This is a genomic window from Candidatus Merdisoma sp. JLR.KK011, assembly GCF_036941125.1.
In the GTDB taxonomy this organism is placed as follows: domain Bacteria; phylum Bacillota; class Clostridia; order Lachnospirales; family Lachnospiraceae; genus Laedolimicola.
In genome coordinates this window covers 263,496-280,425 of the sequence record NZ_JAYWSZ010000003.1, presented here as the reverse complement: position 1 = coordinate 280,425, position 16,930 = coordinate 263,496, and the positions used below count along the sequence as shown (strand labels likewise).

17 protein-coding genes, 2 tRNA genes and 3 pseudogenes are annotated in these 16,930 nt (G+C 39.6%); 9 read left to right on the top strand and 13 right to left on the bottom strand.

The window, feature by feature from the left end; translation table 11 throughout:
• Positions 1-7: 7 nt before the first annotated feature.
• The 6 genes from purE to pyrE all read right to left on the bottom strand — a co-directional run bounded on the left by purE (position 8) and on the right by pyrE (position 4,715).
• Complete coding sequence (gene purE, locus VV089_RS02350) at positions 8-508, bottom strand: 5-(carboxyamino)imidazole ribonucleotide mutase (RefSeq protein WP_172544682.1); 501 nt, start codon at positions 506-508, stop codon at positions 8-10.
• Positions 509-693: 185 nt separating this feature from the next.
• Positions 694-2,769 (bottom strand): aminopeptidase, encoded by a 2,076-nt coding sequence (locus tag VV089_RS02345; RefSeq protein ID WP_334334817.1) that lies wholly within the window; start codon positions 2,767-2,769, stop codon positions 694-696.
• Positions 2,770-2,954: 185 nt separating this feature from the next.
• Positions 2,955-3,266 (bottom strand): DUF6142 family protein, encoded by a 312-nt coding sequence (locus VV089_RS02340; protein ID WP_172542173.1) that lies wholly within the window; start codon positions 3,264-3,266, stop codon positions 2,955-2,957.
• The gene (locus tag VV089_RS02335; protein ID WP_334334816.1) at positions 3,247-3,726 is read right to left on the bottom strand and encodes a VanZ family protein; all 480 of its coding nucleotides are present in this window, start codon (positions 3,724-3,726) and stop codon (positions 3,247-3,249) included. The genes VV089_RS02340 and VV089_RS02335 overlap by 20 nt, the downstream gene beginning before the upstream one ends.
• A gap of 15 nt (positions 3,727-3,741) precedes the next feature.
• The gene (locus tag VV089_RS02330; RefSeq protein ID WP_172542170.1) at positions 3,742-3,894 is read right to left on the bottom strand and encodes a hypothetical protein; all 153 of its coding nucleotides are present in this window, start codon (positions 3,892-3,894) and stop codon (positions 3,742-3,744) included.
• 143 nt (positions 3,895-4,037) lie between these two features.
• Positions 4,038-4,715 (bottom strand): orotate phosphoribosyltransferase, encoded by a 678-nt coding sequence (pyrE, locus tag VV089_RS02325; RefSeq protein ID WP_172541534.1) that lies wholly within the window; start codon positions 4,713-4,715, stop codon positions 4,038-4,040.
• A 272-nt stretch (positions 4,716-4,987) separates the two neighbouring features.
• Here pyrE and VV089_RS02320 point away from each other — a divergent pair.
• From VV089_RS02320 to VV089_RS02290, 7 genes and pseudogenes are all read left to right on the top strand, one after another.
• A tRNA-Val gene (locus VV089_RS02320) sits at positions 4,988-5,060 on the top strand.
• A 4-nt stretch (positions 5,061-5,064) separates the two neighbouring features.
• Positions 5,065-5,138: transfer RNA gene (locus tag VV089_RS02315), tRNA-Met, on the top strand.
• Positions 5,139-5,263: 125 nt separating this feature from the next.
• Positions 5,264-5,590 (top strand): annotated as a pseudogene (locus VV089_RS02310) (transposase); the annotation flags it as partial.
• Positions 5,591-5,865: 275 nt separating this feature from the next.
• Positions 5,866-6,240 carry a BlaI/MecI/CopY family transcriptional regulator gene (locus tag VV089_RS02305; RefSeq protein WP_172544398.1) on the top strand — a complete coding sequence of 125 codons (375 nt, stop codon included), beginning with the start codon at positions 5,866-5,868 and terminating at the stop codon, positions 6,238-6,240.
• A complete protein-coding gene (locus tag VV089_RS02300) occupies positions 6,233-8,350 on the top strand; it encodes a M56 family metallopeptidase (RefSeq protein ID WP_172544397.1) in 2,118 nt (705 codons plus the stop codon). The genes VV089_RS02305 and VV089_RS02300 overlap by 8 nt, the downstream gene beginning before the upstream one ends.
• Before the next feature lie 233 nt (positions 8,351-8,583).
• Entirely contained in the window at positions 8,584-9,264 is a 681-nt protein-coding gene (locus VV089_RS02295) for a hypothetical protein (RefSeq protein WP_334334814.1), read from the top strand.
• Positions 9,265-9,305: 41 nt separating this feature from the next.
• Positions 9,306-9,554: pseudogene (locus VV089_RS02290) on the top strand (transposase); the annotation flags it as partial.
• 240 nt (positions 9,555-9,794) lie between these two features.
• Here VV089_RS02290 and VV089_RS02285 read toward each other — a convergent pair.
• Entirely contained in the window at positions 9,795-10,814 is a 1,020-nt protein-coding gene (locus tag VV089_RS02285) for a DUF4062 domain-containing protein (RefSeq protein ID WP_334334813.1), read from the bottom strand.
• 145 nt (positions 10,815-10,959) lie between these two features.
• Positions 10,960-11,106 carry a hypothetical protein gene (locus tag VV089_RS02280; protein WP_172541714.1) on the bottom strand — a complete coding sequence of 49 codons (147 nt, stop codon included), beginning with the start codon at positions 11,104-11,106 and terminating at the stop codon, positions 10,960-10,962.
• Positions 11,107-11,254: 148 nt separating this feature from the next.
• Between VV089_RS02280 and VV089_RS02275 the strand changes: the two genes are divergently transcribed.
• The gene (locus VV089_RS02275; RefSeq protein WP_172541715.1) at positions 11,255-11,557 is read left to right on the top strand and encodes a type II toxin-antitoxin system RelB/DinJ family antitoxin; all 303 of its coding nucleotides are present in this window, start codon (positions 11,255-11,257) and stop codon (positions 11,555-11,557) included.
• Positions 11,557-11,736 carry a type II toxin-antitoxin system RelE/ParE family toxin gene (locus VV089_RS25175; protein WP_442891454.1) on the top strand — a complete coding sequence of 60 codons (180 nt, stop codon included), beginning with the start codon at positions 11,557-11,559 and terminating at the stop codon, positions 11,734-11,736. The genes VV089_RS02275 and VV089_RS25175 overlap by 1 nt, the downstream gene beginning before the upstream one ends.
• 204 nt (positions 11,737-11,940) lie before the next feature.
• Here the strand turns inward: VV089_RS25175 and VV089_RS02270 are convergent.
• The 5 genes and pseudogenes from VV089_RS02270 to VV089_RS02250 form a co-directional block, all read right to left on the bottom strand.
• Positions 11,941-13,317 (bottom strand): annotated as a pseudogene (locus VV089_RS02270) (IS1182 family transposase); the annotation flags it as partial.
• A gap of 69 nt (positions 13,318-13,386) precedes the next feature.
• Positions 13,387-13,698 carry a type II toxin-antitoxin system RelE/ParE family toxin gene (locus tag VV089_RS02265; protein WP_172541717.1) on the bottom strand — a complete coding sequence of 104 codons (312 nt, stop codon included), beginning with the start codon at positions 13,696-13,698 and terminating at the stop codon, positions 13,387-13,389.
• Positions 13,688-13,969, bottom strand: a complete 282-nt coding sequence (locus VV089_RS02260) for a type II toxin-antitoxin system Phd/YefM family antitoxin (RefSeq protein ID WP_172541718.1) — start codon at positions 13,967-13,969, stop codon at positions 13,688-13,690. Before VV089_RS02260 ends, VV089_RS02265 begins: the two co-directional genes overlap by 11 nt.
• 170 nt (positions 13,970-14,139) lie before the next feature.
• A complete protein-coding gene (locus VV089_RS02255; protein ID WP_334334811.1) occupies positions 14,140-14,340 on the bottom strand; it encodes a hypothetical protein in 201 nt (66 codons plus the stop codon).
• Between the two features lie 813 nt (positions 14,341-15,153).
• Positions 15,154-16,365 carry an AbiH family protein gene (locus VV089_RS02250; RefSeq protein ID WP_334334810.1) on the bottom strand — a complete coding sequence of 404 codons (1,212 nt, stop codon included), beginning with the start codon at positions 16,363-16,365 and terminating at the stop codon, positions 15,154-15,156.
• Positions 16,366-16,930: the final 565 nt, after the last annotated feature.

Below are 16,930 nucleotides of genomic sequence, written 5' to 3'. Positions count from 1 at the left end.
CCGCTCTTTAATAGTTTTTATAGCCTACCTCTTTCAGTCTTTCGTCCTTCTTTACCACCTGGTTTTTCAGTTCCTCGGAATATGCCTTTAACCGGTTCAGCAAAGCCTCGTCCGAGACAGCCAGAATCTTCGCCGCCAAAAGGCCCGCATTCGCTCCCCCGTTAATGGCCACGGTTGCCACCGGAATCCCGGAAGGCATCTGTACAATCGAGTAAAGAGAGTCCCTTCCTCCCAAGGATGTGGTATGCATGGGAATTCCAATCACCGGCATGGGGAAAATCGCCGCACACATACCCGGAAGATGTGCCGCCATGCCCGCCCCTGCAATAATCACCTTGAAGCCTCTGCTCTCTGCTGATTTGGCATATTCAAAGAACACATCCGGCTCCCTGTGGGCAGAGATAATCGTCATCTCATAGTCCACACCCAGCTGTTCCAGAATATCCGCCGCCTTACTCATAACAGGCATGTCCGAATCACTGCCCATTACAATTCCTACCTTTGCCATAGAAAGTCCTCCCCTTTTCCTTAAAATCATGTTTTTTCAAGCTGTTTTAAATATGATAAATATTTATTAGCATTACTTATAAATACTTATTTTCTGTCAAGAAATATTAATAAAAAGTTTAACCCGTATCAGATTCCTTGTCAACCAAAATCAGGCAAAAAGCTGCTCCTTTCCTATCCGGACTGTTATGCCATAGCGTCAAAGGGCCTGTTCAATTCTTCCGTCCCCGGCAGGACAAAACGTCCCTGTTCAATAATCGAAACAGTCCTCCCGTCACGGCAGTTTACCCGGATACACCCCAGCTCATCATAAGGAATCGTAATGTCTGTATGGCAGTTAAAATAAGCCTTTGACAAATCCTCTTTCCGCAGAATAGAACACTCGTTGTCCTTCGCCCTCATACGCTTCCCGTCCGAATTGTAAGTGGGCGTATCCTCCGCCCAGGAAAAGCAGGTATCTCCCAGCGCAAAGTGCGGCCCCATTTTCTCCGCTATCAAAATAGGAAGCTTTGCCCCAATGTCATACTTTTTCGCCATCATATAGGCCGTTGTATTCGTTCCGATTGCAAATTCCCCCAGAGGAAGGGTTTCATGGTTAAACAGCACATTGGTGCGGATATAGCTCTCATTTTCCTCCTCGGAAGAAAAGTTCTTACAGGTGCAGCCCGTTACCATTCCATTTTCAAGCCTTATTTCCAGATCGAGATATTTCAGTTCATTTAAATAAACCTCGCTCACATGGAGGATTCCGCTGGTGCCCTTAAGCCGGGGCGAGGTAAACACCTCCCCCACCGGTATATTCACATCCGCCACACAATTTTCAAACAGTGTCTCCTTCTTTGGATCCTCAAGCTCCCAAAGCCCCACAGTGAGAGCTGTCCGGTTGCAGCCTGTACCCTGTATATACACGCCCTCTCCCTCATCCAGGGCATCAATCAGCTTCTGCTGAAGCTCCTCATACAAATGATAATCTAAGGTATTAATCTTTACCGTCTCTGCAAATATCTCCGGAAACTGCGGGCCAATCTCCGGAATGGGATATGCGATAATCGTGAAGCTGCGCTCATCCCCGGGAATATACTGATTGGCAAGCTGCCCGGCTCCGCTGTTGTAGCGGACATTCAGTTCCCGCTGCTTTTCACTGAGCCGCAGCGCAGCAGGACAATTCTTCGGCAGAAAAGGCTGCTCTCCGAAAATCTCCATCACCGCCGGCCCTGCATGAACGGCCGCCAGCTCCCGGCACTCCTCATAAGCCGCCCTCAGCACAGACAGCCTGCGTTCCACCAGCTTACTGTCCAGGTAAAGGGCCGCATCCTCCTTATGATCATACAAGTACTGTTTGGAAAACGCCGTGCTCTGATAGCCCGGATTTCCCTGGGGCCTGCGGTTGATGCTGTGTCTGGCCTCCCTGTAAATAATGCTCTTAAGGCCCATTTTCTCAAACTGCCCTACAGCCTCCCGGACAATCCGCTCAAAGCCCAGGCAGTAACGGATATTTACGGTTCTCTTCCGGCTCAAATCAATGCCGGCATTCTCAAAGCCCTTCCGGTATCCTTCGGTAAAGGTTGAAGCCATAGCCTCAATCTCCTCCTGGGGCAGCTTCGCCAGAAACCGGCTTATTTCCAGTTCATTTTCCGTAATATATTCCCCGAAACGATACAGGTAACGCACATCGTTCAAATCTGCCTGGCAGATAATGTCCTTTGCAAAGGAAAGCCTGGGGTCAAGCTGTTCCCGGATGCGGTTCGGAATCCACACGTCGCAGTAGTCGCTGATATGCCAGTAAAGGATCTCCTTAAGGCTCTGAAGCTTTGGCATTCCCCCCTCAAAAGCATTGTATATCTCGATAAAGAGTTCCGCCGCAACCGTCAGATCTGTAAACCGCTGTTCATAAGCCCAGACAATCATTCCACGAAGCTCCGTATAAAGGAAGCTTAAAAACTGGCCATAGCCTTCTCCCAGCCTTTCCACTGCCGTTTCCGGGCAGGCATAGCTCTCCTGGTAGGCTTCCTGGGCCACATCCTCATAGAGCTCCCTGTTCTGTCTCTGAAGCTCCTCCAAAGGAATATCGGCAAATCCCTCCCTGCCTGCCGCCTGGGCGAGCTCATCCATCTTTTCAATAAACGATGCCATTTTCTGAAAATAATCGTAAAAGGGAGCAGCCACAGACGCTTCTTTGTGCATCGTCCGTATCCGCTCCATACTCAGCTCATACCGTTCCAGAATCTCTTCCTTTTCCTGCTTCCACAGTTCTTTTTCCATCCTTGCCCTCCATCTGATTTCCTGTTCTGACTATACCTTAATGGACGAAGTCCATCCGCCCCACAGGGGCATGCATTAATGGGGTACCCGCAGGGTATACCTTAATGGACGAAGTCCATCCGCCCCGCAGGGGCATGCATTAACGGGGTACCCGCAGGGTATGATTTTCCGGCCGGGAACAGTCGCTACATGCCTGCAACAAAAATCAGCACCCATAGAACAAACAGAATTCCATTCATTCCTATCCCGATTTTTGAAAACAGATAATAGACATCCTCCTCCTGAAATCCCCTGGCTCCCAGCACAAAACCTATAATGGAAAACGCCATGGACAAAAAGCCCATAAGCGCCGCCAAAGAGCCTGCTCCGCCTGCCATGCCATAAGCTGTAACAAGCCCGGACACAAGAAGGACCAGCGATGCAGCTCCCAGAATACAAGAGATAATTCCCTGCTTTGTGTGCTTTTTATCTGTAAATTTATAGCTTCTCTTCGCCATAGCTTCCCCTTTTCCAGAAATAACGGCGCAGAATCCGGTATCCCAGATATCCGATGCAGCCGCCCACGGTATTCAAAAACAGATCATCCACATCAAAGCAGCCCACCCGGAGAACAAGCTGCATTGTTTCCGCCAAAAGACTGATGGCAAAAGATAAAATCAATACCTGGCCAAAGCTGTGAATGCGCTCGAATAAAACGGGCAGAGCAAAGCCCAGGGGAATAAAAACCGCCACATTTCCGGCCACGTTAATAAGAACTGCTGTGGTTCCCAAAACATGACGATACTGAACAAACCGCCGTATCTCCCGAAACAGCACCAGATTATAATGGTAGTCCCGATTAACTGCCGTCCGTCCATAGCTCTCTGAAAAAAACATAAAGTAGATCAGACACGCAAGATAAATTCCCAGCAGCAGCCGTCCGCCTAACCGAAGCTTCCTAATTGATTCTTTTTTCATTCACTCTGTCCTGCTCTAAAATATCAGATCTGATTTTGCTTTCAGAAGCCTGCCGCCGTTCACAATCGCCAGGATTCCCGTTGTAAGGCCTGTGACCAGAAGAATGATTCCAATTACCAGACTGCATGCGCCTGCGCCTGTCATGGTTTTATATGCTTTTTCGTTCATGTGAGCCCTCCTATTCCAGTTCCGTAATATCCCTCCAAGTACACGGATATGAAATCAATTTCCAGCCGCAAAAACATGCGTCTGTAAATCGATTTGTGCACTTTGAGGGATATTACTGTTTCCAGTTCCGTAATATCCCTATATCATTTATTTACCCCATACTTTAAGTAGTATGCATCAATTGCCTCTTTTAATGTATCGTCAATGATAACCTTTCCTTTATAAGGCCGGTTATAGAGATGCTCTACTACCTCTGCCATGGTGACGATCGCTGTTGTTTTGAGCCCGTATTTTTCCTGGATCTCCTGCAGGGCGCTCTTTTCTCCCTGGCCTCGCTCCATGCGGTCTACGGACACCACCAGTCCCACAGGGGTTACCTCTCCCTGGGCGCGGATAATGGGCAGCGTCTCTTCTATGGAGGTTCCGGCTGTGGTGACGTCCTCAATAATCACAACCCGGTCTCCGTCCTTAATGGGGCTTCCCAGAAGAATTCCTTTGTCGCCGTGATCCTTTACCTCCTTGCGGTTGGAGCAGTAACGGATATCTGTCTCATACAGCTCGCTGATGGCCATGGACGCAGCGACCGTCAGAGGGATTCCCTTATATGCCGGCCCGAACAGCACATCAAAGTCAAGGCCGAAGGCTTCCTTCACAGCTTTTGCGTAATACTGGCCCAGCCTGCGCAGCTGGGAGCCTGTGCGGTAAAAGCCCGTATTTACAAAAAAGGGCGTGTTCCTTCCGCTCTTTGTCACAAAATCGCCAAATTTCAGCACCTGGCAGTCTATCATAAATTCAATAAATTCCTGCTTGTAGCTCTCCATCTTCTTCCAGACACCTCCTATATTAAGTTCTGTATGTTTTGCGGCATCCAGTAACGGCGTATTTCTAAGCCCTGTACAAAGAAGCCGGACGCTCTGTTCTTATCTGCATTTTTGTTTCCAGATAGCTTCCTTATACTACCATAAAACAGGCAAATGTTCAATGAATTTTGCCAAATGAATGTAGATAAAAAAACTTTAAAAAAACTCTTGACTTTTATTGTCATATAATAGTATAATAGCAAAGCAGGTCAAACATGACGGCCTGTACGAATGGGATCTTAGCTCAGCTGGGAGAGCATCTGCCTTACAAGCAGAGGGTCATAGGTTCGAGCCCTATAGGTCCCATTATGGCGAGGTAGCTCAGCTGGCTAGAGCATGCGGTTCATACCCGCAGTGTCGGGGGTTCAAGTCCCTTCCTCGCTACTAGCCAAAAGCCTTGAAAGTACTGTATTTACGAGGGCACTGAAAAAGTCTGATTCTTTGAAAAAGAATTGGGCTTTTTTCAGTGTTGGTATTATAATAGAAGTATAGGGAAGGAGGACTCCGAAATGCTGAAAGATCATTCACAGTTGAAATTACCATTATCACCTTATCAGGGGATTTACAATGCGATCATTCCTGCAAATCATCTTTTGCGGAAGATAAAAGAGAACATCGATTTCAGTTTTGTAAATCCTATGCTGCGGAAACAGTATTGTGAAAATTTCGGACGCCCGGCAAAAGAACCAGAGATGATGTTCAAACTATTGTTCTTGAAAAAGCTCTACGACCTGTCTGATGAAACTCTGATCAGTAGCGCCCAGACAGATATGGCATATAAATTTTTTCTAGACCTGGAACCGGAAGCAAAAATGATTGACCCCAGCCTTCTCACAATGCTCATGTACGGTAAAGAAGCAAGTAACCGAAAACAAGAGATAGACTGCCAGTACCACACTATTCCGAACCAAAGAAGCTAAAGACCAAAAGACAAGCACCGTGGGAAAATCTAAACTTTTGGATTTTACCACAGTGCCGACTGCTACGGAATCCCCCTATCTTTCATATCTTTTTATAAATTCTTAAATTTCCTTTAGGGTATTGCATTATCACCTACAAAGCGTTAAGATGTTTATATACCCACAAAATGTTAAGATAAAAGGAGGACAAAATGACACAGCAAATTTCTGAATCCGAACTGGTACTAATGAAAATTATTTGGAAGAATGGAGGGGCAGCTTTATACTCCCTCATCATGGAGGAATTGGAAAAAGACAAGAATGAATGGAAGAATAATACTGTACTCACGTTGCTTTCCCGATTAGGAGAAAAAAAGTTTTTGAAAGTCAAAAAAATCGGCAGAAAGAATGAGTATGTAGCTATGGTAACAGAAGCAGAATACCAGACCATGCAGACCCACAGCTTTCTTGATAAAGTCTACGGCGGGAATGTGAAAAATTTAGTGTCAACCTTGTTGCGGCAGGATATTCTTTCAGCAGACGAGTTGAAAGAAATAGAAATCTTTTGGAGAAAAGAAAATGAATGAATTTATGAAAATATTATTGTCGCTGTCTGTTTCCGGCACACTGCTATTACTTCTCATTTTGGGATTGAAACAGATATATAAAAACACATTTAGCAGACGCTGGCAGTATTATATTTGGGTAATTGTTGTATTGCGCTTCGTGATTCCTTTTACTCCTGATACTATGAATGTTAGAAACCTGTTTGAATTGCTTAACACAACGGTTATAACAAATGATAGTCCTGTTCGCCCGAATATATCTGCGGCAGTAGATACAAATGACGATGTAGCGGAACAGTTGCAGATACCATCAAGTGAAAACGTAGTTGTGAACGACACTACTACACAGAAGTCGCCTAATGTATATTTTTATATATTTTTTGTATGGTTAGCATTGGCACTGGTTCTTTTTGTGCGTAAGGTAACGATTTATCAAGGATTTATCCAATACATCAAGGCTGGTAATACAGAAGTGCCGGATATTAAGACCTTAAATTTGCTATCTGATTGTGAGGAAAAACTGAATATCAAAACGAGAGTAGAATTACATCATAATGCAATGATTACATCACCTATTATGATTGGTTTCTTCCGTCCAAGTATTGTTTTGCCTGTTGGAGAATTGGAAGATAAAGAATTGTTTTACATTTTTATGCACGAATTACGACATTATAAACAACGGGATATGTTTTATAAATGGCTGGTACAGATTGTGGTTTGTATCCATTGGTTCAATCCTTTTGTTTATTTACTTGAAAAAGAGGTAAATAAAACGTGTGAATTGTCATGTGATGAAGCGGTTATATCCATACTTGACGATAAGGCAAGGCGTGAATATGGAGATACATTGATTTGCTTTTTGAAGTCGAATAATCTTTATAAAAATCCTTTAGCTTCCGTTACTTTGACCGAGAACGCAAAACAATTAAAAGAAAGGTTGGGTGTTATTATGAATTTTAAAGAAAAAAGCAAGATAATTCATTTTTTAATGGGTATATTGACATTGTGCATTATCTTTGGAGCAGCTTTTGTTGGTGTTTATCCTGTTGCCGCAGCAAACCATTCAGACCCGGTTGAAGCAGACAAACCGACCATATCGGAGAAGAATAGCCGTAAAACGGACACATATATTTATGACGAAAATTTAGATTCCGGCTGGTATTTGGATGATGAAGATTGGGATGATAAGGATTGGGATTTTGACTGGGATGATGAAGATTGGGATTGGGATGATAAAGCACTTATTGAATCGTATGCAGCCTTTGGCATTGAAAAAAGTGGGAAATCTTATTACTACCAAAATGAATTAGTAAATATTATTAAGGATCAGCGCCCCGATAGTTCGTTTTATATGCTTGACATAAATTCAAAAGGAACGGTGAGCATCAAAGTTATCCGGAATACAGAGGGAGAAATTACTGGTGTTTCTTATATGACCGAAGAAGAAATAGCGGAAATATTAGAACGGTCTACCGGGGATATAGAAGAAATACCTGTAATCAATACAAAGGAATGGGATAGCTCGTCAATTTTAGCGGTTGAAATATATTATGAAACAGATAATATTTATATCTTGCCGAGTACAACAAACAAAATTATTTTAAAAGAATATTTGACAGAAGATAAATCCAACTATTACGCCAGTACAGAGATTAAAAATGATGAACTTACTATTTACGCTGGTGATAGACCCACGAGTAATTACAAGTCATATATTGAAATTTACATTCCGAATGATGTTCTTGATAATGTCAAAGTCGAAACGGTTAGTGGTGCAATTACAGTAGATGATTGCGCAGGTGTGATTACACTGTCTACAACAAGCGGCGGGATAAATATTTTTGATTCAAATATAGCGGGAAATGTTAATACAGTTTCGGGTACTATTGGGCTATATCCTTCTGATATGTTGGGAAATTTGAATGTTAATTCACACAGCGGAAAAATATCAGCTATTTTGCCAACTTCTATCAGTTATAACATAAAGGCAGAAACAGCCACGGGAAAAATTAAAGGCAGTTATTTTGATACACAATCCGGGAATGAAAAAGAATTTTCGGGAATTGTTGGGGAGAATCCCAAGTGTACAATCACGCTGAAAACATTTTCTGCAAACATAGAGATGAATTAAGACAATCCAAAAGACGACAGCCTAAAGTGCAATCGTTCTCTGAATCATAATCATGCAACCGTAAACCATACACCGCCCTAAAGCCCGACCCGTCCGGCAGTCAGCCGGACAGGGAACGGCAAAATTTTTTACACTTCTTTTACTTCTTTATCTCACATGAGCAAAAATTCAGGAAAACCCGCATTACAGAAGATATTCTTGAAGAGCTGTTAAAGGAAACGATCCGGCAGGCTTTGGATAAAGGTCTGATAAAATCAGGAACCATTATTGTAGATTCCACCCATACAAACGCATCTGTCCGTGCGAAATCCCCTACACAGATTTTGCGGGATATGAGTAAACAGCTCCGGAAGGAAATCTATAAAAATGCTTTTGATTTATCAGAAAAATTCCCCGAAAAACCATCCCTGGAAGCCGGACTGGAGGAAGAGATTGCATATACAAAAAATCTGCTAAAGGCTCTGGAGGAAGGGATAGCAGCCTGTGGCAGCGGGAAGATACAGGAGCTTGCCAGGGAAATGAAGGAACTGCTTGAGGATGAAAAGATCAGGGATATACGTTCAAAGGATGACAAAGATGCACGGTTTGGGCACAAAATGCCAACGAGCACATTTTACGGATATAAAAACCACCTGGCAATGACAGAGGAACGTCTGATTGCGGGGATAAGCGTAACGCATGGAGGTGCGCCGGACGGCCAGGAGTTACCGGGACTGATAGAAAAGGTGCAGGAAACAGGGATAGAAGTGACAGAAGTAATAGGGGATATGGCATATGTCAGCGATGATAATCTGGAAGCCTGTGGCGAAGGGATTACATTAATTGCACGGACAAATACGGCGTTGGCAGCGGCAGCAAACGGAAAACTGGAAGAAGGATTCTGTTACAATAAGGATGCCGGAAATGCCCGTTAAGAGAAAGCTGCCGTGTAGGGAGAGGGAAATCAAAGGAACGGAGTTACAGCATTACCCAGGCAAGCGAAAAGAACCTGGAAAGACTAAAATTTGAGGAGAGTGAATATTTCAGGGAACGGATGAAGATTCGGCATCGGATTGAAGAAAAGAATGGTGAATTAAAAGAAGCCCACGGATTACGCAGAGCGGATTCGAGAGGGCTGTTTGCCATGGAACTGCAAATGTATATCACAGCATTTGTGGCAAATGTCAAGAGAATCACGAGGCTGACGGAGCCGGTTATGCAGTAAGGGAACGCTTTTCCTTGCATGCTTTAGAGCAAATTTGTACACAGATGCTGTTTATATAGAGATAAGAAAACTCCCAACAAAAAAGTGGGAGGTTTTCAGTGCCCTCTATTTTCAATGGTTTTGCCTTTTATTATTTCCTCAAAGTGTTTAAAACGGGATTATACCGAATATACGTTCGGTTGCCAAGGGTAAAAAAATACCAGCCGCCATTTTTTATTTTTGATGGCTGATATCATTGCTCTAACCCTTTTTAACTGATTTTAATTTGAGTAAATATGTTTTCCCTTTTTCTGTAAGTTTAATGAATTCGATAACTCCCATTCCTGTTGATTTCTTTGGAGACACCTCTATCAATCCAAGTGCATTTAGCTGAATCTTTATCGTTTGTATACAATCCTCATTGATACTTCCAAAAAATGATTCATTATCAATAACTGAATTAATACCTTTTTTTAATGCACTTGAAAAACTTTCATAATTCACATATGAAAACAAATATGGTGCAAAAGCTGAAAATATTGCATCCCAAGTCATTTCTTTTACTCTTTGTTCATCTTTATATTTTTTATGGCCATACCCATCAGTCCCGTTATATACCTCTTTCATTCCTACAATTTTATAGTAATTTCCTCCACATGCCAAATCATCCGGCATATCGGTATATTCTTTTAAAGCCTTTTGTAATGAATGTATCTGTTTTTCTTTTTCATCTAATTTAATTCTCAATTCGTTAATCTGCGTTAAAAGCTCAACACTATCCTCTATGCTCCCCCTTGTCCATCCTATTTGTGGATTATCAGCAACCTCTTCACCCAAACTGATAATGACTGATGATATTAATTCCACTGATGTATGCCACATTTTACACAATCTTCCATCAGATACTTTAGCTCTAAACTGCTCTAATAATTCACGTTTATCATCATCTCTTTTTTCTGCTGGCAAATTATAGGGATCATCATGAAAAAAAGCTAAAACAGGGATATTCTTTTCAACAGCATAATCATATTCCTGTTCTGTAAAACTTTTACCTGTACTTGGATTAACCGTTCCATATCTTGCTTCTACAATCAGCACATAATAATCACAAGTATCTATGATCTTTTTAATATATTTAAACTGTTCATCATTAGAAGCAGAAAACATCTCCATTCCTGCTGGTATATATTTAGCATTTAACAATCCTTCAATAATCGCTTTTCTTTCTTCCTTTAAATCTGTAAATGTAGAACTAACAAACACTTGATAACGCTTATCCATATAATATCCCCTAAATCCCCACACCCTACCAATTCACCTAACACCCCTAAAACCCAAAATCAGCCTTAAAATCCTTTACACACTATACAATCAGAACATAATAAACACGCAATTCTTTCGTAGAGTCTGTAAGATTACGTTCAATTCATAAGGCTCTTTGAAGATTACGCTTAGACATATTAAGATCTTTTGCAATTTCATCTAAAGTAGAAAGTCCATTATGGTCTTTCTTCTTTCTACCGTTGCCAATTTCTCCATGTTTATATCCTTTCAACTCAACATAAGCAGCCAACGCTTTTCTATCCTTAACAGGATCATTCTTTCGACGACCAAAATTATTTGATATTAAAGCACGAAGTTTAGAATTTTCATTTTTGTATTGCTAATCGTTATACAATAGCATATAATAATATAAAACCAAGAAGAAAGGCGGTATGACCATGGCTGCAAAAAGCGCAAATGTACTCGCACGTGTTGAACCGGAAGTAAAGGAACAAGCAGAATCTATCATGTCAAAGCTCGGATTACCTGCATCGGTTGTTATCAATGCATTATATAAACAAATCATTATGACCAAGAGCATCCCGTTTTCATTATCTCTGCCAAAAGAACCTATCACACTGGATTCTTTGACTACAGAAGAATTTAACTCCATAATAGAAAAAGGATTGTCACAAGCCAAAGCGGATCAGTCACGTCCTGTTGCTGATGTATTTGCAGATTTAAGACAGGGGTTACAATAATGGATAAAACTTACAATATTAAAATCACATCTCAGGCAGAAGAACAGATACAGGAAATCATACATTATATAACCTACGATTTAAAGACTCCCGATGCTGCCCTCCATCTGTTAGACACATTAGAAGATTCTTTTACATCACTCACACACTTTCCTCTGTCACAGATGGATATGGAATAGCAATTGGGGGCTGTCGCTTTAACGAATGAAAATTCGTGAAACGGCAGCTTCATTTTTGCTGTTTTTATATGTGATTTCAAGAAAAATCCCTTGAGCGCCCTGTTATTCTATAAAAAGAGTATACTTTAATAAGCCATTTCCCATGGCTTGAAAGTTTGTTTTGAGATGTTTAAAATTAAGCGCTTTTCACTGGAAACAAATGAGTTCCTGTCTGCATTTTAGAAATGTCTTGGCAGCTTGAAGTGTTTTCGTCCTTTCTTCCAGCGGCGTTTTACAATTGCTGCCCTTGATGCATTCAGCTTTATACGGACATCCGCTGCAGTCCTCACATTTGTAAATCGTCTTCTCGCTTCTATAACCTGTTTTGCTTTTGGAATGTCTCACATGGTCTGGCACCAGCCTTTTCGCATTCTGGCAGATATAGGCATCCGATTCCGCATCATACTCCATATTTTCCATTCTTCCTATGTCATTCCTGTACCTGCGTGTTTTTGAAATCTCATAGTTGGCAGGCTTTATATAGGAAAGCTGCCCGTTTTCTTCAAGAAACACATAGTTTTCTTCACTTTCATATCCGGCATCCGCAGTTATGTTTTTATATTTAAATTTCAGATGTTCTTCCGCATCTTTTAAAAAAGGAACCAATGTTGTTGTATCTGTGGGCTGCGGGCCTATGGTAAGCCATGTAATATATTCGGAATCCACTCCATGCTGGAGATTATATGCCGGTTTTAGCTGTCCATTTCCCATGGCGTCCTCTTTCATCCTCATAAAGGCGGCGTCGTGGTCCGTTTTGGAATAACTGTTCCGTCCGCCGCAGATATGTATTTGATGATTATATTTTTTGAGCCGGGACAGATAATCCTCGAGGGTTTCAATACTCTTTTGAAGCGGCGTTTTTCTTTTCCCAATGCCATGAACAAAGACTACATTATCACTCTGTTTGAGGGCATAAAGCTTCTTGCGGAGTTTCTTTACATGCTTCATCTTTACGGTGTCGCCATAAACAATCTTTAAATCGTAGAGCTGTTCGCACTCCGCCACAAAATCAGCAAGTTTTATCAAAAGCTTTGTCTGATTTTTGGTTACGGCTTTCTTCCAGACAAACGTGTATTTGTTTGCGGCCGCTTCGATTTTTGTGCCGTCAATGAAAATCGTTTCACCTGAAATTTCTCCCAAGTCAAAAAGCGCATTGGACATTTCTGCAAGGATCCGCTTAGAACAAGGTGCAAAATGAATGCTCCGGAACCGTGCAAATGTTGCATGGTCAGGAACAGGCGCGCCTTCTAAAAGAAACATGAAATTGATATCTCTTTTACAGTTAAGCTCCATGGAACGGGAAGAATAATCCCCATTCATGTAGGAGTAAAGCACAATCTTCAGAAGTGTTCTTGGGGATACGGAATTTATTCTTTCGTAAGTAGAATATAAGTCAGCCAAATCCATTGCCTCCACAAACTGACTGAGTAACCGCACAGAATCATCTTCCGGAATGATTGTTTCAATATTTAGCGGAAGTTTTAATTGATATCCGCTTTGATTTAGGCTATAATTTTTCTGTAAGTTAATGTGTTTGGCCATACATTAATTTTACACCATTCAAAAGGGCCAGCCCACTATCCGGACTGGCTTTCTTCATCTCCAAATCAATCAAATTAAATTCCTGTATTCTCGTCTTCCATCCACAATCGCATATATAATAACCTCTTTTTTATCCTCATTAATCTTATAAAATACCAGATGCCTTTCCACAATAAGAACTCTATATCCCTGTTTCCTCAAAATAGAATATCGTGGTATACTTCCAGACATGGGAAAGTCTTCTAATCGGCCTATTGCTTTCTCAATTTTATCAAGGTAATTTAATGCTATGTCTATGCTGCCGGAATCATCTGCAATATAAAAAATAATCTCCCTTAATTGTTCATCCGCCTTGTCTGTCCTGACTATATTATACTTCATCCTCTTTTCTCTCCAACAAGGATTTTCTGATATCATCAAATGTGCCTTGCATTGGTGCAACTCTTCCATTTACAACATCATTTTCAGCCTCTGCCAGTGTACGCAATAGTTCCAGTTCTGATTTCATCTGGTAATAATCTTGTAAGCCCAAAATCGCTGTATCACCACGGCCATTTACTGTAATAATGACAGGATTTCTTTCTTCGTGGCATTGTCTGGATATTTCACTATAATGGTTTCTTAAATCTGAAGATGGTCTGATTGCTTCCATAATGCGCCCTTTCTATAGATATTAGTCTATTTCATTCAAAATATAGTCATATTATATCATTTTATGTATATGTTTTTCAAGGATTTTTCTTTAAAACAAAACCAGTCTACTAAACAGTAACGAATAGACTGGCTGTTTCTATGCATCTAATTATTTTATTTCCCTTAATTTCAATCACAAAATTCTATTGTAACTTTCTTTGGAACAGTAGTAATTTTTATCCTTCCAGATTCTTGCAACTTATCTATTGCTTCTTTGACCTCATGCTCTGGAATATTAAGGTCATTAGCCATCTGTTTACTTGTTTGTGGATACCCCTTTTCTTCCATAAAAGATTTCAGATAGTTGTATATTTTCTCTTGATTGTCCATGATATATGTCCTCTCTTTTTAGGGATAGTATGTGATGGAAGACGGAAAAGTATACAAGGTGGTTTTGAAATGGTATAGAAATCTACGCAGAAACTTCTTTGCAAAAATATCCAATCCCGAATAAAAATCTTGTCGTTTTCTGTCATATATGGTAAGCTAATTCTAATCAGTGTAGCAGTATGGGGATAGTTCCTCGGTTGCCCTTTTCGGAAACGGAAAGGAGATTATTGTGAATACGTTAGAAATTTTGACGTTGCTTCTGGTGGTATTTGCCGCCTTAACTTACATAGATAATCACAGCAACCGTAAATAGACAGAAAAAAGCTATCCTCTACCGCAAATAGGGGATAGCTCGTGTAACTTGTAAATCATTTTGCATTAGTTTCCGTCTAGGGTAATGGGGACGTCCAATATCTCCGTTACCTTCTACATTGATTATAAATGATCTGTCTATGGTTTTCAAGTGAAATTTTTTCGCAACTCTACGGATTGCATTTCTTACAAGGAGCATATACCTATTCTCTAAGACATGCTTGTAGATATGGTAAGACTAAATCTATATTACCTTTAATTCTCTTACCACTAACATCATATGCAGATACCTTACACCTCTTTAAGTTTGCATACATGTTATCATACTATAATATTAACCGTTTCACTAATCATTGTATTTTCCCTTCCCTATTCCCCTATATGATAAAAGCAAAATAAATAATCCTTTATGAGCCATATGAAGAAATGCTATTTTTCAATGTTTTTAGCACATATGAGTGCGAAAAATGGCTTGTTTTCGTTGTAGTCGGTCACACTGAATTATGAATCTTTTATTTTCTCCATAGGTTTCTGCAACACAAATTGAATTGTTTTAGTATTCCCTCCTGTTCTTCTAATCAATTCATCCTGCCCAATAATCTTTACTAAATTTGCAATTTTTCTTCCTAACTCTTTTTTGTCAGGATAATAAATCGTTGTATATACATTATCATTTAAAATCATTTCTCTTAAAACATCTTTATCCGTAATATCCAAAGAATGACCAAAAATAAACAGTTGGTTCCTACATTTATTCGGTATCTTATTATATGGTATTTGCACTGGATATTGTTTCTTTATTTTATCATCAATTTCTTGCATATGGTTCTTTATTATTTCTACCCATCTTTTATATTCGTTTCCTGTTTGCTTATATATCCGTTGATAAAATTTCTTGAAAGCAATAAATTCTGTTTCTTCGTTCTTTCTTTTTTTAGGTAGGTATTCATCTATACCAAGTACCATATTATTTGTTTCTATCGTATTATTTATTTTAGCTTCACCATGCAAATAATCAAATGGATCAGCTATCTCTTTTTTAGATTGACTTGATACACTATACAATTTTGAAAATATATGGGTGTAATTGAACGAAAGAATAAAATCAACTTCTAAACCCTGTATATCTGGTGACTTCTTTTCTATTACTAATTTTTCAGCATAATCACACAAATATATTTCAAGCACCCTAATAAGTCTGTTTAAATCATCTAAAAATCTATTTCTTATTTCTTTAAAAGTTATTTCCTCTGGCAAATTTCTTATTATTGACTGTATTGCAATAATATCTTTTCTACCTCTTTTACAATAAAATTCCATATGATAATCATTTATAGCCTCTCGAAAGGTATCATTTTCACTGTGTTTATGCATTTCTTTATCAAATAACTGAATCACTTCAGAAATCTCACTCTCAAAATCAATCCAATTTTCTTTTTTATACATTTTACATTGCTGGAAATATTGTATCCAAATATTATCATATACTAAACGATAAATTTCATCACATATATCTTTATTCATATTATCATAAAAAAGTTTATTGAAATATTTTAAAATAGAATCATTTGTTTCTCTATATCCTGCTGCTCTTTTTCGTGTTGAATATGAATAAAATTGCTGATATTTTGTTATCCATTCCAGAAAATCTGTATATTTCGTTGGCAATCCATGAGCAAGGTCAAATCCATTTCCGATTACTAATATATTCATATGTACTTTTCCTTCCAAACAACTTTATTTAGCATGTTTCGTATCACATCATAATCATGCATCTGTATTTGATAATTATATTTATTATCTGTAATAAGTATTTAATCACATATTCTGCTTAAATCATTTCCATATATCGTATCACAAGTCATTTAAACGCATAAGATATTGTATTTATTTGTACCATATTTTTCTAAACATTATCGAACACAAAAACTCCCTTCCCCTCAATCATCAATAATCCCTTAAAATTTCTAGCATTTCAGCAATACCCATAATTCCAACACTTCTAAATGATAATCATTCTCTTTTAAAACAAAAATCCCCTGTTTTCCCAATATTCACCTCGAAAACCATACCGAACTACTCATATTTAATATAATTCCCACTATTTTACTAGGATTTATGATGTAATAAAATCCGCCATTTTCTTAATATTCCCATAAGAAAATGGCAGATTATTTATTAATGGAATGCTATTAAATTTGCTGCTCTATCGAACTCCGCTCAAAACTTATACATTTTGTATCATAAGAACCGAAAATGACTACTCTAAAATCATAAA